Consider the following 24346-nt stretch of genomic DNA (forward strand, 5'->3'; position numbering starts at 1 on the left):
GTTTTAATTCTCCAAATTTTTTGCTGAAATATTTTTTCAACCAGCGCTGACAAACGAGCTGAAAACCAGCGCTATAAACAATTGCAGCGGACAGTTGTTATCCTGTAAAGCAACATGACTTATGCTCTCTATTATCATTATCATCGTTCTCATCGCTTTTAACTTTTACTTCTCCCTGGCAGAAATAGGACTGATATCAGTAGATAAAGCAACACTGAAAATTCAGGCTGACGGCGGTAATAACCGCGCCGCCAGCACCCTCCGGCTCGTGAGCGACCCCGACGAATTCCTTAGCGCGGTACAGGTAGGCATCACCCTGGTAGGCATACTGGAAGGGCTATACGGCGGAGATATGATGGCGGCACTGTTGGAACCCGTATTCCGCTCGTGGCATATGGGCAACTACGGCGCACATCTGCTGGCACTGCTGATCGGCGTAGGGTCTATCACCTATCTCACTATTATCTTCGGTGAACTCATCCCTAAAACCCTCGCGCTGCTGGACCCGGAAAAAATTTCCTTCCTCATCACGCCGTCCATGATCATCTTTTCAAAGGTCGCCTACCCTTTTATCAAACTACTGACCAGCAGTACCAAGTATATCCTCGGACTGTTCCATATCAATACTATCCAGGAACAGAAGCTGACAGACAACGACCTGCGCGGCATGCTTGTCATGGCCTATAAACAGGGACTGATAGAAAAAGGGGAATTTATGCTGCATAAAAATATATCTGCAGCCTACGACCTGCCGGCGGAGAACATTATGACGCCGGCTAGCATCGTGATGGTCCTCAAAGAAGACATGGCCCGTGAAGAGATAACTGAAACGATTAAACGAAGTACACACCGCACCTTTCCGGTGATGAACAGCGGCGGCGAGATCATCGGCGCCCTTATGATCAAGGACTTCTTCCTGGAGCCGGACAAACCTTTGCACGCACTGATCAGCCCTGTCTCCTATCTGTCGCTCAACCAGGGCGTCTTCGACATGTTCCAGCTGTTGCGCCGCGAAAGCACCATCATGGGGGTGGTATTGAATGAATATGGGGAGTTTGAAGGCATCGTCACCTTCCACGATATCGTGTCTGGTCTGTTGGGCAATCTGCCGGGATATAATACCAAAGAGCGATTTTTAGAACAGCAGCCGGACAAAAGCTGGCTGACCAACGGTATCACCCGGTTATCGTTTATCCGGGAAACGCTGAACATGGAATGGCTCCGGCCATATGAAGAGGAAGATATTACAGTGGCCGGCCTGCTGATCAGTAAACTGAAACACATTCCCCAATCCGGTGAAAAAGTGACGATCAACCAGCTCACTTTTGAAATCAAACGGATGGACAGGCACCGGATTGAGGAAGTGGTCATCAGGCAAACTAGTTCCACTTAAAGAAACGAATGCCCAGTATACCGAATACAGTTGAATATCCCAGTGTGGCCAGCAACGCGTAGGTGGCCTGCAGGTTCCAGGTGTCGGGCTGCAACGCTGTACCGATCATGCGATTGACCACGCCATAAGGCGACCACTGCACCATATCTTTCACGACATCGCCTAACACGCCGAAGTTGCCCAGCATGCCCACCATAATGAAGATAAAATATACCAGTCGCGTGGTGGAGTTCACCGTCTCCGGATTTTTAATCAGTCCCACGATCAGTTGTCCCAGGCTGAGGTACAGCGCGCCGCCCAATACAGCGGCGAAGAAACCTGTCAGATAACCCAGCGGCGACAGTACAATTTTGTCTACCAGATTGCCAACGGCGAAGATGGCAATGGTCATGGCCATGATAGTGACTATCTGTACCATGACACGGCTGCACATGATGGTCCATGCGGCAACAGGCCCTACGCGCAGGCGCTGGAACACGCCTTTGTCACGGTCACGCGCAATGGAATTGGTGTAACCCAGCAGGCCGATGCTGATCAGGCCAATGGTGATACCACCGGAGATCACATAAGGGCCGCCCATCATTTTCACCATTCCTTTCCAGGAGATAACGATCACCAGGGGCACCAGCAGCACAAGCCGCAGCGAACGGCGGTTGCGCCACAGGGTGGTAAAATCGGCCCGCAATAAGGCGGTCATCACGGCAGAAGTCTGAGGTATTTTGGTTTGCATAAAGTAGGTATTGAGTTATGAACGGACAGCCCGGCCGGTAAGGCCGATAAATACATCTTCGAGGGTGATCTTTCCTTTGCGGGACACGGCAATGACGTCGGGGTCGTTGCGATGTGCGGCTATCAACGCTTCGGGGGTATCGATAGCGATCACCCGTCCATGGTCGATGATGGCGATACGATCGCAGACCGCTTCGGCCTCTTCCATGGAATGGGTGGTGAGCAGTACGGCATGTCCTTTTGCTTTGATGGCCTCTATACGGTCCCACAACTGCCTTCTGGACTGTGGGTCCAGTCCGGTGGTGGGCTCGTCCAGCAGCACCAGCTGCGGATCATGAATAGTGGAGATGACCAGCGATACCCGCTGTTGCTGTCCGCCGGACAACTGTCCGAAACGTTTGGTACCGGAATCCTGCAGGTTGATTTCCACCAGCTTCTCTTCTACTTCAGCAGGCGTCATTTCTTTGCCATAGATACCGGCGAACAGCCGGATGATTTCGGCCACGTTTAGTTCCGCCTGAAAACTGGTGGATTGTAATTGTACGCCCATGTTGGCTTTGGCGTAAAGGGGTTGATCGAGGATGCTGAAGCCGGCGACGTTGATTTGTCCGCCCTGTGGCCGTAGCAGACCTTCAATAGCGCTCAGGGTGCTCGTTTTGCCGGCGCCGTTAGGTCCGAGCAGACCGAAAATCTCGCCGGATGCCACGGTAAAGGATACCTGTCGCACCGCCTGAAAGTGACCATAGGAAACACTCAGCTGGTCTACCTCCAGGATAGCCCTTTGTTGATTACTCATGTGCTGATTCGATTTTGGATGAATGAACAGGCTGCAATGATACAAAAACCAACAAAGGGCACACAGGAAATAAGGTCAACGACCAGTACAGGTCGGTAAAGTGCGGCTTTTTACCGGTAAATCAGGCTACTAGAGGGAAACCAGTTGCCGGCGCAGGGCTTCGAGCACCATGCCGGTACGGCTTTGTACGTTGAGCTTGTGGAAAAGGATTTCGCGGTAACCGTCTACGGTACGTTCGGAAACATTCATCTTCTGCGCGATGGCTTTATACGTAAGATCGCTGCAGGCGAGGCTCAGAAACTCTTTCTCTCTTTCGGTGATGGTCTCCTGCTGTTCCGATTGCAGGATCAGCCGGCGATAGTTCACATTGGACGCATCGTTGTGATAGTAGCCCGATTCATGTATTTCACGCAGGGCTTTTTCCAGTTCCACCGGGTGGATATCTTTCAGCAGATAAGCGCAGCATCCGGCTTTGAGCATGGTGATGATGGTGGTGTCATTTTCCTTCATGGACAGTGCCGCTATGCGAATGCCCGGATGCTGTTTCTGCAACAGGGCCGTTGCTTTGGGGCCGTCCATGACAGGCATGTTCACGTCCAGCAGCACGATGTCCGGCGGGGCCGGCAATGCGGAGATCTTGTCCAGCAGCTCTTTTCCGTTGACTGCTTCCGCTACAATGCTAAAACCGTTAAAGCCCGCTATGAGCAGGCTCAGTGACTTGAGGAATAACTGATGGTCGTCTGCGATGGCAATTTTGATGTTCATAACTGATTTGGTTCAACGGGTAATTTTATCAACACAGCAGTACCTCCTGCATCCGTCACTTCCCAGTTGATCGTTCCACCCAGCAGCCTGGTGCGGTGCTGCATATTCCGGATACCCAGTCCGGTGGCAGACATGCCGGCTTTGTCGAAGCCGGCGCCGTCATCTGCAATGATCAACAGTAGTGCCTTTTCTGCTATACGCATGCTGATGTCGATCACTTGCGGACGGGCATGTTTCAGGCAGTTTTGCATGGCTTCCTGTATGATACGGAACAGAATGATCTGCGGTTCTGCCTGTAGCGGCAACTCGGCCAGTTCGTGGGTAAACTTCACCTTAATGGTACGACTGGCATTAATACGGGCCACTTCGCTCTTCAGGTTATCGACCAGGCTGAACTGGTCCAGCCACTGGCGGCTAAACGATTTGGACAGCGCGCGCAAATGATGAATGGCCGTACTGAGGGTTTCTTCGGCGGTCTTTAACGTCTCCGGTGCATCGGTCAGGTTACGCTGGGTAACATTGATCAATAGTTTGGTGCTGGTTAACAATTGGCCGATATCGTCGTGAAGCTCCTGCCCCAGGTGGGCAAAGGTTTCTTCCTGTATTTCGATCTGAGACCACATCAATTGTTTATCATACTCTTCTTTCATTAATTTTAGCTGATGCAGGTAAGCCTGTTGTTTTTTCTTGTAATTAATGATCGCCACAATCACTATCAACCCCATGATGGTAAACAACAAGGTGAGTAATATGACTGCTACGAAGAAATCCTGTTTGACCGGAAGCATATGATGCTTTTTATCAGCATAATATACAACAGGTAATTGGATAATGAGTTCAAAATCGTAAAAAGATGCCTGGCAGACTGCGCATCGCCGGCCAATAACAGGTTATAAAAGCCGTTGACACACATCGATCCCGCGAAATAAAAGAAAAACGCGAGGGTCAGCCAGAAGTCGGGGTGCCGGAATATAGACGCTTCACTATTGGGGGTAATCGTAAAAAAGGACAAAAGGCACCAGCAAATGACCAGGAAGCTCTCAATGGTAATATTAATGCCGGGGAAGTAACGCCAACCGCCATAAACAAAGCTGTACCCGAGTGACACCACGCCAAACACAAATATCGAAATCCACATCAGCAACCGCCAGCGTTCATCCTTGATTCCTGATCGTAAAATAATTGTTATCAGACTATATTCCAGCACCACAAAAAAGTGGTATACAATAAAGAAATGGGAACCACGCTTCCCGATCAGTTCCACTATCACCTCCGATAATATGGAAAAACCCAATAACACCGCCAGCTGCTTTACCTGCGTGTACCGCAGGTTAAACAGGCTAATGGCAAAACATGTCACCAGCATCACATAGTATCCATAGATCCATCCGTTCATTCAGCGCAGCAATTTTTTTTAACAGTTGTTCTCCAGGTCAATGGGCGTCACAGCTCCAAACGGATGACCGCTGGCCTTCAGGGCGGCAAACAGCCTGGTCATCAGTGGCTCGTCTTCGCCGCCATTGCCTCTTTCTTCAATGCCCGGATCAGCCGGAGTAGGGTCCAGCACGCCGGCTTTGGCTTTTTCCAGCAGCACAGGGAACCCGATGTTGACATGGTTCGCATCCAGGCCTTCGGCCATCAGGCTGATTTTTTCGTTATTTTCCGGAATAACAAAATGAAAGCGTACAAATTCACATCCGGGCTGGCCCAGCAACCGGAAAAGGGAAGCCTTGCTGAACTCGACGGAGTACCGGCCCTGGAAAAATTCTTTTACCTCCGGATGTTTGGAAAGGTAATTGTAAAAATGAAACAGCATTCCGAAGTAAGCACTCACGGTAACGGGCATCCCGTAGGTAGTGGGATCACCAGTGAAAGGCATGTGTGAGTCAATAGGGATGGTGGTATTATCAAGATACCCCTGGTTATTGGCGGTATAACCGCTAACCATCATTTTGTCGCTCATGTTGTTGTGTTTAGTGGAAGCAAATATTCAACATTTTTTTTATGCTTACACCGGGGTTTTCCCCGGGTAGTTACCCGGGATAATTCCTCTTCTGCTAAAATATATAACTTAGGTATAATCATACAGCAACCGAAATGATCTATTTGTATAAATTACGCTAAAATAATTGTCATGAGTCAGCAGGATGCCCGTATCGACGCCTATATCCGCAAATCGGCCAGCTTCGCCCAGCCTGTCCTGGAACATATGCGGGCCCTGGTCCATAAAGCCTGTCCCGAAGTGGAAGAAACCATCAAATGGGGCATGCCTTACTTCACCTACAAAGGACAACTGTTTTGCTGCTTTGCCGCTTTTAAGGCCCATTGCTCCTTTATCTTCTGGAAAGGCGCCCTGATGGACGACCCTGACAATATCTTTCAGCAACGGGGCGAAAATGGCATGGGCCAACTGGGGAAGATCACCAGTCTTAAAGACCTTCCATCCGACAGGACCTTTATCAAATACCTGAAGGCCGCGGCTACACTAAGCACCAGCGACCTCCCTCCCGCCGCTAAAAAGGCAGCACCGGTGAAAAAAGCACTGGAAGTGCCGGACTGGCTCCTGTCTGCCATCAAGAAGAATAAAAAAGCATGGGCCACTTTTGATGCATTCAGCTACAGCAACAAAAAAGAATATGTAGACTGGATTGTCAGCGCTAAAACGGACGCCACACGCGACAGCCGCCTCGCTGATGCGCTGACATGGATGGCAGAAGGCAAAATCCGGAACTGGAAGTATGTGAAATGATGCATCAACGCCACCCTAACCCAGGTGCAACATATTTCAGAATAGAATTCAGCAAGTGTACATTGTATTCCACTCCCAGGGTATTGGGTATAGTTAGCAGTATCGTGTCTGCTTCGCGGATAGCTTCATCCTCAGCCAGTTCTTTTATCAGTTGATCTGGTTCTGCAGCGTAGCTTCTTCCGAAAATGGCGCGCTTGCCCGGCTCAATCATACCGATCTGATCACGGCTCTTTCCATCCCGCCCAAAGATCTGGCGGTCTTCATCGGTCACCAATGCAAAAACAGACCGGCTCACAGAGACTCTGGCTTCGCGCTGGTGGCCGGCTTTCTTCCAGGCTTCTTTGTACAACCGGATCTGTTCGGCCTGCTGCACATGGAAGGGCTTACCGCTTTCGTCAAACTTCAGGGTAGAGCTCTGAAGATGCATGCCATTTTCAGCTGCCCAGACAGCAGTTGCGTTAGAGGCAGCACCCCACCAGATACGTTCCCTTAATCCTGCTGAGTATGGCTCCAAACGCAGCAGTCCGGGCGGGTTCGGAAACATAGGATTCGGATTGGGCGCTGCAAAGCCTACCCCTCTCAGTTTGTCCAGAAACTCCAGCGCCTTACGACGCCCCATGTCCTGATCATTTTCTCCTTCCTTTGGCTCATAGCCAAAATAACGCCATCCATCTATGACCTGCTCCGGTGAACCTCTGCTAATACCTAATTGCAACCGCCCCTCCGAAATCAAATCAGCAGCGCCAGCATCTTCCACCATATACAGTGGGTTTTCATAACGCATATCAATCACGCCGGTGCCAATTTCTATCCTGCTGGTCCTGGCGCCAATGGCCGAAAGCAAAGGAAATGGAGAGGCTAATTGAGCAGCGAAGTGATGCACCCTGAAATACGCGCCGTCCAGCCCTATTTCTTCCGCAGCTACAGCCAGATCAATTGACTGACGCAAGGTGTCGCCGGCGGTACGGGCCATATAAGCAGGATGATCGGCCCAGTGCCCAAATGATAAAAATCCTATTTTCTTCATCTTGTTTACCGCAATATGGATTTAACAATATTGTAACGAGGCAGGCCAACGCCTTCCCAGCCTTCTATTGATAAAAGTAAATAGAATAAATGGATATCCATCTTACGCTTCCGCCAATTGCCTCAACGCATACGCATCATGCGGCAATCCATACTCCCTGAACACTTCCAGTAAATTGACAAACCCCGGCGACTTCGCCGCCACGTCCGCCGCTGCAAGCAAAGCCTTCTTCCTGACCGGCGTCATGTCCTCCAGCGCGGCTTCATCGCTGAACAACACAGCGAATATTGTTTGCAGATAACTGATCTGTTTGAATGAGTCAGCAGCGGGCAGTGCCTCTATAATGGGCAGGATATTCTTCTCCAGTACATCGGGCCTGGATTGGCGCAGTACTGCTAAAATATATTCATGTGCGTTATCGATATTCCCAATGAAAGGCATCATGTTGCCGAAGTCATGATCGAGCGCTTCGTGGTTGGCCAGTGCATGCAGTAACTCCGTCAACCAGGCATCTTCTGCTTCCGCACCGGTGAGCAGCACCAGCTGTGCGGCCAGCACAAAACGCACAAATGCATCTCCTTCTGCGCCCAATGCGGCAGAAAAGTATGTCAGCAGTTTATCTCGCTGGTCTTTGTTGAGGTAGAAGCCTGACAGGGAATAGACGGCGTATCCTCTCCTGGTACTGCTGTAGCTTGTGTTTCGCGATTCTTCCAGCAGGAACTGCTCTGTGGCCTCTTGGCCGGCATACATCAGGATATATTGCGCGATAGGCGCCATGTCAGTATCACTGCCTACGGCCCATTGCAGTAGTATAGGCTCCAACGGCGCAATAGCTCCCAATAGTTCTTTATACAAATCAGTCTGCTCGGTGATGTAACGCAAGTCAAGGATATCGTACAGGAATTTCACCAGTCGCAGCTGCACGGCCGGCAGGTGCGGATAGTGAGGCACCATGCGTGCGAGGATGGCTGCTACTTTGTAGGTAGCTTCATATACCACGCCCTGCTGTTCAATCTCCGGCCAGAGCATTTTTTCAGCTACTTCAACTACCTTTTCATCGTCCGACAGCAGACCATTGATGGCAACGGGCAGTTCAGTGCCGCCGTCACTATGGTAGGCGCCGATAGTTTCCCAGTTGACGGTCTCCAGCTCTTTTTGCAGGTAAGCCGGCACTTCCAGCGCATGTAGCTTCAGTTTGGCATTGAGTTCATCGTAGTAGCGGTTGAAGAAGTACTCCACGCTTTCCCAGTCGGTGTCGGCAGTGTCAGCATCATAGCCGCCCCATGACGGCATAAAGGCTGCCCAGCCAATCAAACGGAAATGATCGCCCTCCTTTTCTGTTACGGTAAGCTGCCGTACTACTTCTCCGGTGGCATCATACAGGCGCCAGGTGCCGGTGCCATCGCCGTTATTGGTAAAGTCAATGAGTTTGCCGCCGCCGGATGCATAGTAGACGGCACTTTCCGGAAAGCAGAAACCTTCTTCGGAGAGATGTCCTTCACAAACCAGTTCACCGTTAAAATATCTTCGTTTATGGACGGGAGACAACTCTTCTCTTCGTACGGAATAAAGCTGCCTCCCCGTTTTATCAAAATAGGTGTTAGTCACATCTTTGCCCTGATGACGATAAACTATCCGGGTTTTCACCACCGGTGCGGCTGTACCACTGTAGTAGTAGCATGTCTCGGAGTCCTTTGGTACGTCTTTATCGTACACATTGGATGTTCTCAATACGCCATCGGTATACTTATACTCTTCCAATACTTTGCCGGAAGCGCTGTACAATCTTTTTACCACGGGCTTGCCGTCCAGGTCCCATTCATAATATTCCCCGATATAATCAGCGATACGGGTATCCACAGTGCCCATCACCCAGTTGGTGGATGAATAGGCAGCCCTGATAAAATGCGCGCGTGCGGGCACATTCGCAGGCCGCGCAGGCAGCAGGTCTCCATCGGAGCTTACCTCATTATTGTCTTTATCGAAATAACGCTGGGCATTGTAAATGAATTCATCCTCATAATCAAATTCCGCAGCCCATACATTGGCAGCATTATCGGGAGGAAAATATTCAGGCGTGGGATTGTCACTTTTTATCAGGCGCAGCGGGCCTATATATTTATCGCCGCCATACCATTCACCAGCCTGTGATAGGGTGCCATCAGGGTGAAAGCGTTGGGTAGGATAAGGAGGGATACCTTCCCGGTAATCGATCGTTTCCCAGAGATAGCCATCTGTATGCCATTTTTTCCAGGGGCCAACACGTTGGTTGTTTTCATTGGTTTCGCCAAGGAGCCATTCTTTGTCGGCTTCGTTGTAGACGGCGCCTTCGGGGACAGAAACAGGTCTTTTCATTGCTTTGAGGTGTGAATTTTCCTCCGCAAGATATTATATTTTTTTTCAGAAGATGGCCATTTATCTGTTGCTACAACTTCAACAAACCTGACCGGTAGAGGGTATTCACCGGTTTGTTGTCCCAGAAAAGTTCAAAGTCCTCCAGGCCTGCGGCTTCGTAACTGTCTTTCAGCTCCTGCAACGTATAGGTCTTAGGGTTAGCTACGGCCACCTGCGCCAGCACGCCGGCCAGCCATTCGCCTTGCGGTGGTGGCACGCTGATATTCATCTTCTCTTTTTTGTTCTGGAAAGTGAAAGACGCCACTTCCCAGGTGCTGCCTTTCTTGGATTTGGTGATCACCTCCATGGACGGCTGTTTACCGAGGAACACCACTTTGCTGGTGGGTTTGATGGCGCCTGCTTCTTCCTCCATCAGTGCTTTGGTGATGAAATCCGGTGCTACGCTGGTTTTGGGTACTTTGAACTCAAACCATTTCTGCAACGGGTAATCCAGGCAGGTGCCATGCATAAAATTGAGCAATGATTTTTTCAGGCCGAAGCTAAAGCTTTCATGGTCTGCCCCGGTGGGATCAACATGCATGATATCGTTGTTGGCAAAAGTGCCGACGGCCTCGGTTTCTTTCTGCACGTTGTATTTGGCGGGGTCCAGCCCTACCGGGCTGTGGGCGGTCATGGTGAACTGATGCCAGAAGGCGGATTGCAGGATGCCGGCGGCAAACATCTGCCGTACCATTTCCAGGGAATCGATGGTCTCCTGTGCTGTCTGTGTGGGGAAGCCGTACATCAGGTAGGCATGCACCATGATGCCTGCTTCCGTGAAGTGGCGGTTCACCCGTGCTACCTGCGCCACGGTGATCCCTTTCTGGATAAGGCCCAGCAACCGGTCAGAGGCGACTTCCAGTCCGCCTGATACGGCAATACAACCGGATGCCTTAAGCAACAGGCATAGATCGCGCGTAAAACTTTTCTCAAAACGGATGTTGGTCCACCAGGTGACGGTGAGCTTGCGCCGGATGATTTCCAGCGCCAAAGCGCGCATCAGCGCAGGCGGTGCGGCTTCGTCCACGAAGTGGAAACCGTTCTGGCCTGTCTGCGCGATGATGGTCTCCATACGGTCGCACAGCATGGCGGCCGCTATCGGCTCGTACACGCGTATATAGTCCAGTGAAATATCACAGAAAGTACATTTGCCCCAGTAGCAGCCATGGGCCATGGTGAGTTTGTTCCAGCGCCCGTCGCTCCAGAGGCTGTGCATCGGGTTCACCACTTCTATGGCCGATATGTACTGGTCCAGCAGCAGATCGCTGTAGTCGGGCGTACCTACCTGGCTTTGTTTGTAATCATGGCAGGACGCATTATTAATATATGTCACTTTTCCGTCCTGCAGCAGGAAGGTACGTTTCAGCTCTTCGAGGGCTTTTTGGCCCTGGAGGTACTGAAACAGGTTCTCCATAGGCGCTTCGCCGTCATCGAGGGTGATGAAGTCGATGAATTCAAACACCCGCGGATCACTGAGGGAGCGCAGCTCTGTATTGGGAAAACCGCCGCCCATCGCTATTTTCACCTGCGGATAATGTTCTTTTATCCATTGTCCGCAGCGGAAAGCGGCGTACAGGTTGCCCGGAAAAGGCACAGAAATAGCTACCAGCGAGGGTTGCACCGCTTCCATGCGGGCTGCCAGCAGGTCTGTCAGGATGTGGTCCACATAGGTATATCCTTCATGCAGGGCGTCGTACAGCTCATCAAAGCTGTTGGCAGAGCGGCTCAGGCGCTCTGCGTACCGGCTAAAGCCGAAATGCGGGTCCACACATTCCATGATCAGGTCCGACAGGTCTTCCAGGTACATGGTGGCCAGGTGTTTAGCCCTGTCCTGAGTGCCCATGGAACCGAAAGCCCAATGCAGGTCGTCCAGCTGCGCAAAGCGGGAGGCTTCCGGCAGAAAATCCCTTTTGCTGATCTGATGGGCCAGTGTGGGGTTGCGGCCCTGTAAAAACAAAATAACCGCGTCGATAGTATTGACATAGTCGTCCTGCAGCGCTATAATACGGGCAGCGTTTTCAGAAAGCGTTGCCGGCGGTTCTGCGGTGATACTGTCAAACAACTCCTGTAAGCCCTGTTTTGAAAATAAAGCCAGCGTTACTTCTATACCCAGGTCAGCCTGGAAAGCGCTGATCCCTTTTGTGTTCAGGAACCCTTTCAGGTAGGCTGTGGCCGGATAGGGCGTGTTCAGCTGTGTAAATGGCGGTGTTATTAAAAAAACAGAATGACTCAAAACCGGTTATTTAAACCGCAAAGGTAGGTCATATTAATGAAAGATAGCAGGGTCGCGGCTGCGCGTATAAAAACAATAATAGTCTACAAAAATTATAGACTTTTATTTGGAAATATAAACAGCCCCTCCTATCTTTGTTTTATCACACCTAATTAAGCCCACCGTTAATTAGTTTATGCCACCACCATCAATTTGCGGAGCTATAAAATAATTAGCATGAAACGAGCAGTTTACTTCTTTCGATGTTGTCCTTACATCATGTAGCCATTTTAAAATGTCGGTATGGACAGGTTTCCCTGTCAGCAAGGTGCTGTTGATACCGGGATTTTGGGATGTTGATATTGGCTGATATACCTGTCAGCGATATCCTTTAGTTTTTCTTTTTCATTGTTTTTCTTTTTCATTTTTTGCCCTCCGGGCGATGAATGCCTGTTTCCTGTATCGTATAGGCGTTACAGTGGTACAGCGTCATTGTCCTGCGCAGGGGACCGCTGTGGGACTTTCTGTCAGTGGCAGGTATTTCCATGCATCTCCGCTCCGGCTCCGGCCGGGCACAGCGCCTCCCTGTGTATGTACAAGCAGATTTTTCTCAACCAAATATAAAACCCATGAAAACACATAAGTCTTTCTTGCTCACAGGCTTGTTGTCTGTCACACTTCTGGGCGCCGCTGCCGCTACGCCCGACAAACCATTTGTCCGGGAAGGCATCTGGCGCGGCGTTTTCACCCTCAACGAATCACAGGTGCCTTTTAACTTCGAACTGAAAGGCAAAGATCCGGAACACGCAGTGTTTACGCTGCTCAACGGCTCCCGCCGTGACGACTTCCATGTACAACGCATCGGCGCCGACTCGCTCTTCATCAAAATGAACACCTACGACGCCGCACTGGTGGCCAAAATAGAAGACGACGGTAAAATCACCGGCGAATACCGCAGCCTGGTGCCCAATTTCAGGGGCAACGCCCTTCCCTTCTCCGCTGAATACGGCCAAAACTACCGCTTTGCGCCGCCCGGCACGGAGGCAGCCCCGCAACATGATATCAGCGGCAAATGGGACCTGACCATCTACAGTAAAGAACCTACGCCCAACCGCGTTGGCCTGCTAAAACAACAGGGCAACAAACTGACCGGCGTAATCATGTCTGTAGTGGGCGACAGCCGCGAACTGGAAGGCACTGTGCATGGAGACGAGTTTGAGTTGTCCGGATTCACCGGCCCCAGCCCCATCTACATCAAAGGGAAAATAAATGATGACAAGTCCCTGACAGGAGAGCTTAGCCTGGGCATCTATAATAACATCAAATTCGATGGCAGCAAAAACGCAGGCGCGGAACTGCCAGACCCATACAAACTCACGTTCCTGAAAGAAGGCTACAAAAAACTGGACTTCACCCTCCCCGATCTGGACGGAAAAACAGTTTCCCTCAGCGATGAAAAATATAAAGGCAAAGTGGTGATCGTGGAAATCATCGGTACCTGGTGTCCCAACTGTACTGACCAGACATCCTTCCTCTCCCCGTGGTACAACAAAAATAAAGACAGGGGCGTAGAAGCGATCGCTATTGGTTTTGAACAGAAAGACGACCTGGAATACGCCCGCTATACGCTGGGTAAACTCAAAGAAAAATACAACATACAATATGATATTCTTTTTGGTGGCATTGCTGATAAGAAAGTGGCGTCAGAGAAATTACCGGCGCTCAACCGCATGATGGCCTTTCCCACCACCATCCTTATAGACCGTAAAGGAGAAGTAAGACAGATACATACCGGCTATACCGGCGAAATCACCGGGAAATATTACCAGGATTATGTAGCCAAATGGAACAAAGACCTGGACGAGCTGATAGCTGAAAAATAATTTAACGTTTTTTTTCCGCTTTGCGCAAATGCTTCTCCGTAAATCAACCTACTTTGCAGCAAATTTAAACACACACATATGCAACGATTAGTATCCTTGGTATTCATGGGAAGCGCCATCATACTGATGTCTTTAACCTCTCCTGCTACTGCCGGCGACAACAAACCTGCAAAAGCTGTTACCAGCACTAAGAAAGCCACTGCCTTCCAGGTAGACAAATCCCAGAGTAAACTGTTCTGGGTAGGCAAAAAAGTAACCGGTCAGCACAGCGGCACTATCAATGTGGCCGACGGCAAACTGGACGTAGAGAACAACGTACTGAAAGGTGGTAATTTCTCCCTCGACACCCGCAGCATCGCAGTTACCGACATCAAAGATGCAGACGGTAACGCTAAACTGGTAGGCCACCTGAAAAGCGAAGACTTCTTCGGCGTAGAGAAATACCCTGCTGCCAATTTCGTGATCACGAAAGTAGCGTCTAAAGGCAACGGTAAATATGACATTACCGGTAACCTGACTATCAAAGGCATTACCAACCCGATCACCTTCCCTGCCACCGTAGCTGTTGCAGGCAACAAACTGACTGCCAAAGCGGACATTAAAGTAGACCGTACCAAATACAACATCCGTTACGGTTCCAAAAACTTCTTTGAAGGCATAGGCGACAAAGCCATCTACGATGATTTCGATCTCACCGTGGAACTGGTTGCGAACGCTCAGTAATTACCCTCCTCCGTCCATTACTACTTACCCCCATTATAATTCCTGGGGAGAGCAGGCACTATCGCCCGCTCTCCCGGGAATGCCAAAATCAGATTAACCAACAGCTAATCAACCACAGGCAGCCCACCACCCACCAAACCACTGCCATCCTATCTATTTACAGCACGGACGTTAACAGCAAACACCTCTTTACCCTATTGGCTAAAAGGTAAACATCCAATTTTTCAAATTTTTACGTTTCAATGGCTCCTCGAAAAATGATTTTCATTTTAATGGGTGTGCTGTGCCTTTGCGTTACCCTCGCGGGTTTCCGCAACGACGCAGCTGCCGGTGATCCCCCCACGAAAGCACAACTGGGGGAACAGTTGTTTTTTGAGACGCTGTTATCGAAAGACAAATCGATCAGCTGCGCCTCCTGCCATCAGCCGCAGCATGGCTTTGCGGATACCGCCGCTTTAAGCCTGGGTATCCACCGCACGCCCACCAAAAGGAATACGCCCGGTATCACCAATCTCTCCGGAAGGCCCAACTATTTCTGGGATGGCCGCGCTGCCACGCTGGAAGCCCAGGCATTGCAGCCCATCATCAACCCGGATGAAATGGGACTGCCCATCGAAGAAGCTGTTCAACGGCTCAATGCCAGCCAGCGGTACTCGCAACTGTTCCGGCAGGTGTTCGGCAGCCCCGCCACCGCCGCCAATATCACGCAGGCGCTGGCAGCTTACGAGAAAACGCTCGAAACGGCCAACAGCCCCTACGACCGCTTCATCGCCGGAGATGACAACGCACTCACGGAACCGGCTAAACGCGGCAGGATATTGTTCATCGGTAAAGCCAACTGTAACAACTGCCACTCCGGAGAAGACTTTACGGCCGACCGTTTCAAAAACATCGGTCTGTACAACGGTACCACGCTCAACGATGCCGGCCGCTATGAGATTACCAAAGATGAGCATTACAAAGGTTTTTTCAAGGTGCCGGGCCTACGCAACGTAGCGGTCACCGCTCCGTATATGCATAACGGTATGTTCCATACCCTGCGTGAAGTGATCACCTATTATAATAATCCCAATGCCATCGTACCCGACGGCATCGGCAGAGACCTGTCACTGAGCAAACCACTGAACCTGAGCGAACAGGAAATGCAAGACCTGGAAGCCTTCCTGGTAGCGCTGACAGACGACCGCTTTACACATCGACCTTAACTATCATCAACCAACGCATGAAAAAAATTATACTCACTGTCACCGCCCCCCTGCTGTTTCACAGCCTGTCGGCACAGGAAAAACACCTGACCGACACCACCCGGCAACTGGGAGAAATACAGATCGTCGGCTCACGCAGCGCCGACCGTACCAAACTCAATTCTCCCGTACCGGTAGACATCATCGATATCAAATCACTACAGGAAACCGCTCCTCAGACCAGTATCACCCAGCTGTTGCAGTACATCTCCCCTTCTTTTCACTCTGTCAACGGCAGCAATGCCGGCGACGCCGGGTCCGCCCTCAACCTGGCGCAGCTGCGGGGACTGGGCGTAGACCAGCTGTTGGTGCTGGTCAACGGCAAGCGTCGTCACAAAAGCGCCAATGTCAACTGGGGCGGCCTCGGCAACGGCGCTACCGGTTATGACCTCAACGCTCTCCCCGTCAGCGCCGTTGAGCGCATCGAGATACTGCGGGACGGCGCCGCCGCCCAGTATGGCTCAGATGCCATCGCCGGCGTGATCAACATCGTACTGAAAAAACAAACCGACCATATCGTTGTCAATACCTCGGCCAGCACGCGACGTAGAGGCGATGGCGTTATTACCCGCACCGGTATCAACTACGGCACACGGGTAGGGCAACAAGGCGGCTTCCTGAATGTCACCGCCGAATTTGCCACACAGGCCATCGCCCTGCCGCCCGGCCGCGATGACGCAGGCCTGTACCTCGGCCCCATCTATGGCGGCGGTGCCAATACCAGAGGCTACGACGCCATCTATACCAAAGAGATAGACGACGCCATCCTGAAAAGCCGCGGCATAGACCGGCACTACTTCGATCAGCGTGGCCCCGGCTCCAACAAAGCCAAAGAAGCGCTGCTGTTTTTTAATACAGCCATTCCCGTTAGGGAACAGACAGAGTTGTACGCTTTCGGTGGCATCAGCCGCCGAAACTCACAGTTCACTGCCGTGTACCGCCTCCCGGGCTGGACAGAGCGCAACAATACCACTTTGTACCCCGACGGTTTTCTTCCCGCCATGGACAATGGTATCACCGACAAATCCATCGCCATCGGCATAAAAACAACGATCAACCAATGGAAAATCGACCTGTCCGATGTGTACGGCAGAAATGATTTCAGCAATGTGATCAGCAACTCATTGAATGCAAGCCTGGGCGCCAAAAGCCCCACTACCTTCGATGCCGGCAAATACAACGGCGCACAGAATACCGCCAGCCTGGATATCAGCCGTTATTTCAAACAGGCGCTGCACGGCATTAACGTTGCTTTTGGGGCGCAATACCGCACCGAAACCTACCAGATCATTGCCGGTGAAGAAGCGTCCTATGTCAAAGGCGACCTGCGCGCCGTTTACCGTGTAGATACCAGCGCCGCCGGCGTGCCCTATCTCTCCGATGCAGGCTGGCTGGCGCTTAACGGCCTCTCCCCAGGATCGCAGATACATGCCGGCTTCCGGCCGGTCAATGAAGTGAATGTAAGCCGCTCCATAGTAGCCGCCTATGCCGATGTAGAAGCGAAAATCACCTCACAGTGGCTGGTGTCTGCCGCCGTGCGGGCAGAGAACTTCTCTGATTTTGGTAATGTGACCACCGGTAAAATAGCTTCGCGTTACAGCTTTGCGCCATGGCTAAGTCTGCGCGCCTCTGCTAATACCGGTTTCCGCGCGCCCGACCTGGCGCAGTTTTATTACACTGAAACCTCTACCACCTTTCAACAAGGCCGCGCCATAGATCTGGTGACAGCCTCCAACAAAAGCGCGGCCACCCGCGCTCTCGGCATCCCTTCGCTTACGCCCGAACGTTCCACCGGATATACCGCCGGTATTACGTCGCAGCCCGCGCCTAATGCAGAAATCACCGCCGACGCGTATTACGTGGACATCAGAAACCGTGTAGGCAATACCGGTAACTTCTCCGCCAGCGATACCCACCTGCCGGCAGACGTACGCACCCTGCTGCTGCAAACAGGCACTACACAGGCCAAATTCTTTTACAATGCCTTCAGCACCCGCACCAAAGGCGTGGAGATAACCGCCAGCTACCGCATTCCGCTGGACCGCAGCCAGGTCCAGCTACTCGCCGGCGGCAACTTCGTACACAATGAAGTAACGCATATCAATACGCCCAAAGGACTGGAAGAATATCAATACGTGATCTTCAGCGAAGCTGAACGGGCAAGGGTAACGACCAATATTCCCGGTCAGAAAATAACGCTGCAGGGCACCTGGAACACACCCCGCTGGTCGCTGCTGCTACGCACGGTATACTTCGGGTCTGTGACCACCGCTACGGCACAAAATGCCACCTTCCCGAAACCGGACTATTACTTCCAGGAACTGAAACCCATCTGGGTCACAGACCTGTCCGCAGGCTATCATATCAGCCCGGCCATCCAGGTAACGGTAGGCGTTAATAATGTCTTCAATGTACTGGGAGATTACACCGACCCCGCTATTTCAGGCCTGCGCAATCCCACGGTAGTGGGCATACAAAACGGCAGCGCAGGCATACAGCCATTTGTAAGGCTCTTTGGCAAATTCTGATCATCGCCCTAAAACAACGTCATATGAAAAGATATTTTCCGCTTATACTGTTAACATTGAGCGCGTGCACCAAAAACGATTACCTCGATGTGAATGCCGCAGAACGGCCACCGCTCAATGCTTACATCAGCTTCGTCAATGCCCGCCCGGTGGCCACCGGCATCCAGTTCTGGACGTTCACCCAACAGGTCACCACGACGGCCGTGGGCATAAACCAAGCCTCTCCTTATGTGCCTACTACCTACGGTAATGTGCAGATCAACTTCACCGAAGGCAACGGCGCCAGCTACAAGGCTTCGCGCCAGTTTGGCAACAGTGCCGCCTATACGGAAACAGGCGGCCCTAACGGCCCTATTGCCGGTTACTATCACACCGTTGTGGCCGCAGCCAAAAAGAACGACCGTAGCAAGGACACGCTGGTATTATTTTATGATGACCTAAGCCAGGCGCCTGCCGGCAAAGCAAAACTACGCTTCCTGCACTTCGCTGCCGGTACCGGCGATGTACAGGTGAAGCTGCAACAGCAGAGCAATGAAAAAGTCTGGTTTGAAAAGGTGGGTTATGGCAGCGCCGGCGGGGCTAACCTGTCGGGCGCTGCCTATGATCTGGGACCGTTCACTAACGTAGACGCAGGTACGGTTTCGCTGACTGTCAGCGTAAACGGTCAGGCATTAAATATCCCGACACTCTCCGGTCTGCAACTGGAAGCGGGAAAGGCTTATACGGTGCTGTTTTACAGTGGGGTCAATGAAAAAGACATACCAGGCGCGCGCCTTATCACACATTTGTAACAGCTACTATTGCGAAATCTGTTTCATCAATGCCGCATTGTCCCAGAAAAGCGTTTCCGCCACCATCTTACCGTCTTTCCACTCTCCTACGGTACACATCTGAAGTTTGAATTTTTTGCCGGTAGGTGGCATGGTCTTGCCGCCGCCAATAGGCATCGGCTGAGAGAAAGTGCCCTGCATTTCGCCTATCACGCAGGTATATTTTCCGGAGCCGAATTTAACAGGATGAGCGGTGATCTTTGTGTCAGGAGCAAATACAAACATGGGTTTCAGTTCATCAATGTGGGTGGGGATGCCCGTTGTCTGGTGCCCGTCGGGATAGGTGACTACAATGTTATTGGCGTGACTGATCTGCAGACTGTCCCACAGCTGGTGGCTGTAAAAGTTGAAGTCCAGCGAATCAAAACGGGCCAGGTAGGTGTTCAGCTGTTGCTGGTCTTTCTCATACTGGTCCAGCTTTGCCTGGAGGGAATCAGCTTTGGCTTTCCAGTCGCCGCCACCGGAATTGGGGCTGGCACAGGAAATCCATAACAGCAGGGCTGACGCCCCGATACTTAAAAAGAAGGTGAACTTTTTCATGTACGGAAGGCTTTAAGTGTGACTTAAAATACATTCCTGACAAGAAAAAAGTTCACCTTGTTATTGTTAAACCTTGCTGTTAGAATTTCACGCTACCTCCCAGGGTCACCCATCTGCCGGGCATCGGCACGGCGCCGGCTTCCACATAAGTCACGTCCAGCAGGTTGTTCGCGTCTGCATATACCTGGAAACGCCGCTGCTGATAAGCGATACGCGCATCCACCACGGTATAGTCCTTATAGTTAATGCGCATATTGTAACGGGCAGTTGCAGACACCATCCAGTGTTGCAGTAAGGAAGCTCTTACACCGGCGGTGAGCTGATGCCGCAGGCTTTCGATCACGTAGCGGGATATTTTTTTGCTGTTGTCATCTCCCTTAAAAGAAGGCGACAGGTAGTTATAACCTGCATTGGCGGCAAAACTATTGAACACGCCGGAAGCAAAAGTGGTAGCATAGCCCGTTTGCAGCGAGAACCCTTTGGTGTCCGCACGCTGGAAATTCTGCGGCTGCCAGGGCTGTGGCAGGCTGTCTTTCACATAATCAATAAAATCGGATATCTGACGGTAGAAGACGCTGCCGGAATAGGAGAATTTACCGCTGTATTTCCGGAGGCCGGCTTCCATATAAGTGGCCTTCTCCACGCCCAGGTTGGCATTTCCCAGGATGGCCGGACTCTTGTAATACAAATCTGTATACGTTGGCAGGCGTTGTGCCGTACCGATGTTAGCATACAGTTTCAGATCGGAGGTGATGTTGAAACCCGCGTCTGCTCCGGGAAAGAACTGCCATCCATAGGCGGAGTTGTAGTTCAGGTAACCTCCTACCGAGAAGCTGAACCGCTTGTCGGCTTTACTTTTATACTCACCATAGATACCAATGTTGGTACGTTCATGCTTGCCCAGGTTGTTGCTGTTGATGGCTTCATAACGTGCTTCCGCGCCCGCGCCGAATGAACCGATGGCAGTTTCAAAACGGTTATTGAGCTCTGCGTCCACAATGTTATTGTCGTGCAGGTTGGCACCTGCCTTGTTTTGTTTTACATAGAGATAATTGTCTTCCGTGTAACGGTAGCTTACCCGGGGTGTCATCTCCCAGCTTTTGTTGATCTGTATTTTATCGCTCACAGCGGCCAGGAAAGTTTTCACTGATTCTTCTGATTCTTTGTCACCGGGGGCGGCGTAGAAGCCGTTGGCGCCATAGCTGTTTTTCACGAAGCCTGCCAGTGCGCGGACGTCGTGGTTGGCTGCCGGCTGAAAAACGCCCTGGTAAAAGGCCCGGTAGTTATCGTAAGCCGTATTGTAGCGGTAACCATTGCCGCTGTTGGCGTTGAGGGACAGCGACTGTCCGGTGTTGCCAGTCATCAGGGTGCCGGTAGCACCTACGCCATAACCACTGTACAACTTGTTTTTTTCGTCTTTTTTGAAGCTGCTGCCCACATTGGCGCGGACAATGGCCCCTGTTTCCTTCGGCTGCCGGGTGATAATATTGATAGCGCCGTTGAGGGCGTTGATACCGTAAACCCTGGCTGCCGCGCCGCGGAGCACCTCGATATGGTCCACATCTTCCAGGGAAACGGGCAGGTTCATGATATTGTGTCCTGTCTGCGGATCGGTGATTTTAATGCCGTTCAGCAGCACAAGTGTCTGGTCGAAAGTGCCGCCATCGATGCCGATATCCGCCTGAATACCTCCCGGGCCGCGCTGGCGTACGTCCAGGCCGGGAACAAAGGCCAATACCTCGTTGATGGAGGTAACAGCCAAAGCATCTATCTGTTTGCGGCTGATGATGGTAATATTGCGGTTGGCCGCCTTCAAAGGCGCTGCCAGCCTGTTTTCCTGTACAATCACTTCTTCGAGGCTATGGGTGGCCATGGCCGTATCGGGACGCTGCTGTGCCGCTGCGCGGCCACACAGGCCTGTCAGCAGAAATACCAGGAGTGTACGGTTATTCGTATAAAAACGCATGCTGTTAAAATTGGTCAAAGCGGCGCAAAAGTACAGAATTATTTACAACCACCCCGCCGCGCGTCCTGTACTGTCCTGTCCGCCGGTCATATTTTCTTTTGTGTATAAACATTAGGCACTATCTTACCGGCACTGCTTACCAATAAAAGCCACTATATGAAGTTCCACGTATATCCGCTACTGGCCTTGCTTTGCTGCGTCAGTCCGTTTATGGCGCACAGCCAGCTGCCTCCCAATCCGGCACTGCTGCAAAACCACTGGACGGCCACCTGGATCAGCTGTCCGGGCATCGCCCAGCGGGCCTATGGCATCTATCATTTCCGGAAGACCGTCACGCTGGCCGCCAAACCTTCAAAATTTATCGTCCACCTGAGCGCTGATAACCGCTACCGCTTCTTTGTGAACGGTCAGGCCGTATGCAGCGGTCCTGCACGCGGCGACCTCTATAACTGGAACTACGAGAGCGTAGACATCGCCCCTTACCTGCAGGCAGGTAACAATACCCTGGCGGCTTTGGTCTGGAACATGGGAGAACATGCGCCGGTAGCACAGGTATCTAACCAAACCGGCTGGCTGCTTCAGGGCGATACCGATGCGGAGAAGATCGTCAATACAGACAAAAGCTGGAAAGTGTATCACGATACCGCCTATACGCCCTGCTCACTCGACAATGGCGCGCGCATGCGCAGCTATATGGTAGTTGGCCCCGGCGATCATGTAAAAGGAACAGCCTTTCCCTGGGGCTGGGAGCAGCCTGGCTTTGACGACAGCGGCTGGAGCGCCGCTGCCGGCGTCACGCACCCCGCTTCCGCCGGTTATGGCACCGATAACCTATGGACACTGGTGCCCCGCAGCATTCCGCTGATGGAAGAAGTGCCGGAGCGAATGGGCACCGTGCGGCGCTCCGGCGGTATCACCCCGGTGGCCGGCTGGCCCAACAAACCCGGCACGCTGGAAATACCGGCACACCAGACGGTGAGCATACTGGTGGACCAGACCTACAACACCTCCGCCTATCCGCAACTGACCGTTTCCGGCGGTAAGGCTTCCAGCATCAAAATGACGTATGCAGAAGCACTGTTCCGCGACCACCAGAAAGCTAACCGTAACCAGGTGGAAGGCATGGAGATCATCGGCAACTATGACATCTTTGAGCCGGATGGCGGCAACCGCCGCACTTTCCGGCCGTTATGGTTCCGCACCTATCGTTATCTCCAGCTGGACATCACCACCGGTGACGAGCCACTGCGTATAGACGATCTCTATGGCATGCGCACCGGCTACCCCTTTGAAGAAAAAGCATCTTTCAGTTGCAACGATACTACGCTGACGGACATATGGAAAACCGGCTGGCGCACCGCACGGCTCTGCGCCGGCGAAACGTATTTCGACTGCCCTTACTACGAACAGCTGCAATATGAAGGCGATACCCGTATACAATCGCTCATTTCCCTCTATGTGGCCGGTGACGACCGGCTGATGCGCAAAGCTATCCATGACTTCTACTGTTCGCGTGTGCTCGAAGGCCTTACCCAGGGCCGTTATCCGAGCAACCGTATGCAGGTGATCCCTCCTTTCTCGCTTTTCTGGGTGTCTATGTTGCACGATTACTGGATGCACCGCAAAGACGATGCATTCCTGCAACAGTACCTCATGGCCGCGCAGGGCGTGCTGGACTGGTACGAGCGGCATATCGACAGCAGCCGGATGATGCTGGGGCCTATGCAGTGGTGGGGCTTCACCGACTGGAACACCTCCTTCCCCGGTGGTGTGCCTGATGGCGCCACCAACGGCCATTCTGCCGTGATCACTTTACAATATGCGTATACGCTGCACCAGGCGGCCGCTTTGTTTGCCGGTTTTGGTAAAGCGTCGCTGGCGCAGCATTACAAAGAGGTAGCACAACAGCTTACCCGGAGCGTGTACCGCCAGTGTTTTGACCCTGCCCGCAACGCGATGGCCAATACCCCGGAGAAAAAGGCTTTCAGTCAGCATGCCGGCATTATGGCCGTGCTGGCGGGCGCCATCCCTGCCGGCCAGGAGCAGTCCGTCCTTCGCAGGCTGATGACCGACACCACCCTTAGCCAGGCTACATTCTATTATCGTTTTTATCTCAACCAGGCGTTGAAGAAAGCCGGCATGGCCAATCAGTACTACGGCCAGCTACAACCATGGCGTGATATGCTGGCGATGGGCCTTACCACTTTCGCGGAAAACCCGGAGCCTACCCGCTCCGACTGCCATGCCTGGAGCGCCAGCCCCAACTACGATTTCCTGGCCACCATCTGTGGCATCGTGCCTGCCCAACCAGGGTTTGCGCGCGTGAAGATCGCGCCCGCGCTCGGTGAACTGCAACAAATTAAAGGCAGTATGCCACATCCGCTGGGCAATATAACAGTATCGATTATACGAAAAGGGACACATGGCATTACCGCCAGCGTTAGCCTGCCGGCCGGACTGGACGGGGTCTTTGTGTGGGAAGGAAAAGAGAAGGCCTTACACAGCGGTCAACAAACTATTACATTTTGATATTCGGTTATTTTGATATTCAGTTATATGATTGACAG

General features: G+C 51.9%; 19 protein-coding genes. 8 read left to right on the forward strand and 11 right to left on the reverse strand.

What is annotated here, in order from left to right; genetic code table 11:
- Positions 1-121: 121 nt before the first annotated feature.
- Positions 122-1393, forward strand: a complete 1272-nt coding sequence (locus tag ACTJJS_RS23990) for a hemolysin family protein (protein ID WP_440665595.1) — start codon at positions 122-124, stop codon at positions 1391-1393.
- Here ACTJJS_RS23990 and ACTJJS_RS23995 read toward each other — a convergent pair.
- The 6 genes from ACTJJS_RS23995 to ACTJJS_RS24020 form a co-directional block, all read right to left on the reverse strand.
- Positions 1380-2123, reverse strand: coding sequence for an ABC transporter permease (locus ACTJJS_RS23995; RefSeq protein WP_343746418.1), 744 nt, complete (start codon positions 2121-2123; stop codon positions 1380-1382). The two genes, ACTJJS_RS23990 and ACTJJS_RS23995, sit on opposite strands and share 14 nt — an antisense overlap.
- Positions 2124-2138: 15 nt before the next feature.
- Positions 2139-2918, reverse strand: coding sequence for an ABC transporter ATP-binding protein (locus ACTJJS_RS24000; protein ID WP_343746417.1), 780 nt, complete (start codon positions 2916-2918; stop codon positions 2139-2141).
- 129 nt (positions 2919-3047) lie between these two features.
- Positions 3048-3683, reverse strand: coding sequence for a response regulator transcription factor (locus tag ACTJJS_RS24005; protein ID WP_168874905.1), 636 nt, complete (start codon positions 3681-3683; stop codon positions 3048-3050).
- Complete coding sequence (locus ACTJJS_RS24010; protein ID WP_168874904.1) at positions 3680-4471, reverse strand: sensor histidine kinase; 792 nt, start codon at positions 4469-4471, stop codon at positions 3680-3682. Before ACTJJS_RS24010 ends, ACTJJS_RS24005 begins: the two co-directional genes overlap by 4 nt.
- Positions 4441-5079, reverse strand: a complete 639-nt coding sequence (locus tag ACTJJS_RS24015) for a hypothetical protein (RefSeq protein ID WP_168874903.1) — start codon at positions 5077-5079, stop codon at positions 4441-4443. Before ACTJJS_RS24015 ends, ACTJJS_RS24010 begins: the two co-directional genes overlap by 31 nt.
- An 18-nt stretch (positions 5080-5097) precedes the next feature.
- Positions 5098-5646: a hypothetical protein gene (locus ACTJJS_RS24020; protein WP_440665599.1), complete on the reverse strand. Its 549-nt coding sequence runs from the start codon at positions 5644-5646 to the stop codon at positions 5098-5100.
- A 171-nt stretch (positions 5647-5817) separates the two neighbouring features.
- Here ACTJJS_RS24020 and ACTJJS_RS24025 point away from each other — a divergent pair, with 171 nt between their 5' ends.
- The gene (locus ACTJJS_RS24025) at positions 5818-6432 is read left to right on the forward strand and encodes a DUF1801 domain-containing protein (protein WP_440665600.1); all 615 of its coding nucleotides are present in this window, start codon (positions 5818-5820) and stop codon (positions 6430-6432) included.
- 4 nt (positions 6433-6436) lie between these two features.
- Here ACTJJS_RS24025 and ACTJJS_RS24030 read toward each other — a convergent pair whose 3' ends face one another.
- The 3 genes from ACTJJS_RS24030 to ACTJJS_RS24040 all read right to left on the reverse strand — a co-directional run bounded on the left by ACTJJS_RS24030 (position 6437) and on the right by ACTJJS_RS24040 (position 12086).
- Positions 6437-7459, reverse strand: coding sequence for an LLM class flavin-dependent oxidoreductase (locus tag ACTJJS_RS24030; protein WP_168874900.1), 1023 nt, complete (start codon positions 7457-7459; stop codon positions 6437-6439).
- Between the two features lie 102 nt (positions 7460-7561).
- The gene (locus ACTJJS_RS24035) at positions 7562-9814 is read right to left on the reverse strand and encodes a hypothetical protein (RefSeq protein ID WP_440665602.1); all 2253 of its coding nucleotides are present in this window, start codon (positions 9812-9814) and stop codon (positions 7562-7564) included.
- A gap of 70 nt (positions 9815-9884) precedes the next feature.
- Entirely contained in the window at positions 9885-12086 is a 2202-nt protein-coding gene (locus tag ACTJJS_RS24040) for a B12-binding domain-containing radical SAM protein (RefSeq protein WP_168874898.1), read from the reverse strand.
- A gap of 608 nt (positions 12087-12694) precedes the next feature.
- Between ACTJJS_RS24040 and ACTJJS_RS24045 the strand changes: the two genes are divergently transcribed.
- The 5 genes from ACTJJS_RS24045 (at position 12695) to ACTJJS_RS24065 (ending at position 19234) form a co-directional block, all read left to right on the forward strand.
- Positions 12695-13948 (forward strand): peroxiredoxin family protein, encoded by a 1254-nt coding sequence (locus ACTJJS_RS24045; RefSeq protein ID WP_168874897.1) that lies wholly within the window; start codon positions 12695-12697, stop codon positions 13946-13948.
- Positions 13949-14026: 78 nt separating this feature from the next.
- The gene (locus ACTJJS_RS24050) at positions 14027-14671 is read left to right on the forward strand and encodes a YceI family protein (protein ID WP_343746413.1); all 645 of its coding nucleotides are present in this window, start codon (positions 14027-14029) and stop codon (positions 14669-14671) included.
- Positions 14672-14928: 257 nt separating this feature from the next.
- Positions 14929-15876, forward strand: a complete 948-nt coding sequence (locus tag ACTJJS_RS24055; RefSeq protein WP_440665605.1) for a cytochrome-c peroxidase — start codon at positions 14929-14931, stop codon at positions 15874-15876.
- Between the two features lie 17 nt (positions 15877-15893).
- Positions 15894-18443, forward strand: coding sequence for a TonB-dependent receptor plug domain-containing protein (locus ACTJJS_RS24060; RefSeq protein WP_440665607.1), 2550 nt, complete (start codon positions 15894-15896; stop codon positions 18441-18443).
- Between the two features lie 23 nt (positions 18444-18466).
- Positions 18467-19234: a DUF4397 domain-containing protein gene (locus ACTJJS_RS24065; protein WP_440665608.1), complete on the forward strand. Its 768-nt coding sequence runs from the start codon at positions 18467-18469 to the stop codon at positions 19232-19234.
- Positions 19235-19240: 6 nt separating this feature from the next.
- On the opposite strand, the gene ACTJJS_RS24070 is transcribed toward ACTJJS_RS24065, so the two are convergent.
- Entirely contained in the window at positions 19241-19813 is a 573-nt protein-coding gene (locus ACTJJS_RS24070; protein WP_440665610.1) for an ester cyclase, read from the reverse strand.
- A gap of 79 nt (positions 19814-19892) precedes the next feature.
- Entirely contained in the window at positions 19893-21779 is a 1887-nt protein-coding gene (locus tag ACTJJS_RS24075) for a TonB-dependent receptor plug domain-containing protein (protein ID WP_440665611.1), read from the reverse strand.
- Between the two features lie 156 nt (positions 21780-21935).
- Here ACTJJS_RS24075 and ACTJJS_RS24080 point away from each other — a divergent pair, with 156 nt between their 5' ends.
- Positions 21936-24308 (forward strand): alpha-L-rhamnosidase-related protein, encoded by a 2373-nt coding sequence (locus ACTJJS_RS24080; RefSeq protein ID WP_440665612.1) that lies wholly within the window; start codon positions 21936-21938, stop codon positions 24306-24308.
- Positions 24309-24346 lie beyond the last annotated feature (38 nt).

This window comes from Chitinophaga sp. 22308 (genome assembly GCF_052045305.1).
Lineage (GTDB): Bacteria > Bacteroidota > Bacteroidia > Chitinophagales > Chitinophagaceae > Chitinophaga > Chitinophaga varians_A.

Bases quoted from the DNA above. Each gene is read 5' to 3' on its own strand.
- ACTJJS_RS24055 (WP_440665605.1), top strand. From the start codon at position 14,929: ATGATTTTCATTTTAATGGGTGTGCTGTGCCTTTGCGTTACCCTCGCG.
- ACTJJS_RS23995 (WP_343746418.1), bottom strand. From the start codon at position 2,123: ATGCAAACCAAAATACCTCAGACTTCTGCCGTGATGACCGCCTTATTG.
- ACTJJS_RS24035 (WP_440665602.1), bottom strand. From the start codon at position 9,814: ATGAAAAGACCTGTTTCTGTCCCCGAAGGCGCCGTCTACAACGAAGCC.
- ACTJJS_RS24075 (WP_440665611.1), bottom strand. From the start codon at position 21,779: ATGCGTTTTTATACGAATAACCGTACACTCCTGGTATTTCTGCTGACA.
- ACTJJS_RS24020 (WP_440665599.1), bottom strand. From the start codon at position 5,646: ATGAGCGACAAAATGATGGTTAGCGGTTATACCGCCAATAACCAGGGG.
- ACTJJS_RS24050 (WP_343746413.1), top strand. From the start codon at position 14,027: ATGCAACGATTAGTATCCTTGGTATTCATGGGAAGCGCCATCATACTG.
- ACTJJS_RS23990 (WP_440665595.1), top strand. From the start codon at position 122: ATGCTCTCTATTATCATTATCATCGTTCTCATCGCTTTTAACTTTTAC.
- ACTJJS_RS24045 (WP_168874897.1), top strand. From the start codon at position 12,695: ATGAAAACACATAAGTCTTTCTTGCTCACAGGCTTGTTGTCTGTCACA.
- ACTJJS_RS24005 (WP_168874905.1), bottom strand. From the start codon at position 3,683: ATGAACATCAAAATTGCCATCGCAGACGACCATCAGTTATTCCTCAAG.
- ACTJJS_RS24025 (WP_440665600.1), top strand. From the start codon at position 5,818: ATGAGTCAGCAGGATGCCCGTATCGACGCCTATATCCGCAAATCGGCC.
- ACTJJS_RS24030 (WP_168874900.1), bottom strand. From the start codon at position 7,459: ATGAAGAAAATAGGATTTTTATCATTTGGGCACTGGGCCGATCATCCT.
- ACTJJS_RS24065 (WP_440665608.1), top strand. From the start codon at position 18,467: ATGAAAAGATATTTTCCGCTTATACTGTTAACATTGAGCGCGTGCACC.
- ACTJJS_RS24010 (WP_168874904.1), bottom strand. From the start codon at position 4,471: ATGCTTCCGGTCAAACAGGATTTCTTCGTAGCAGTCATATTACTCACC.
- ACTJJS_RS24015 (WP_168874903.1), bottom strand. From the start codon at position 5,079: ATGAACGGATGGATCTATGGATACTATGTGATGCTGGTGACATGTTTT.
- ACTJJS_RS24080 (WP_440665612.1), top strand. From the start codon at position 21,936: ATGAAGTTCCACGTATATCCGCTACTGGCCTTGCTTTGCTGCGTCAGT.
- ACTJJS_RS24070 (WP_440665610.1), bottom strand. From the start codon at position 19,813: ATGAAAAAGTTCACCTTCTTTTTAAGTATCGGGGCGTCAGCCCTGCTG.
- ACTJJS_RS24060 (WP_440665607.1), top strand. From the start codon at position 15,894: ATGAAAAAAATTATACTCACTGTCACCGCCCCCCTGCTGTTTCACAGC.
- ACTJJS_RS24000 (WP_343746417.1), bottom strand. From the start codon at position 2,918: ATGAGTAATCAACAAAGGGCTATCCTGGAGGTAGACCAGCTGAGTGTT.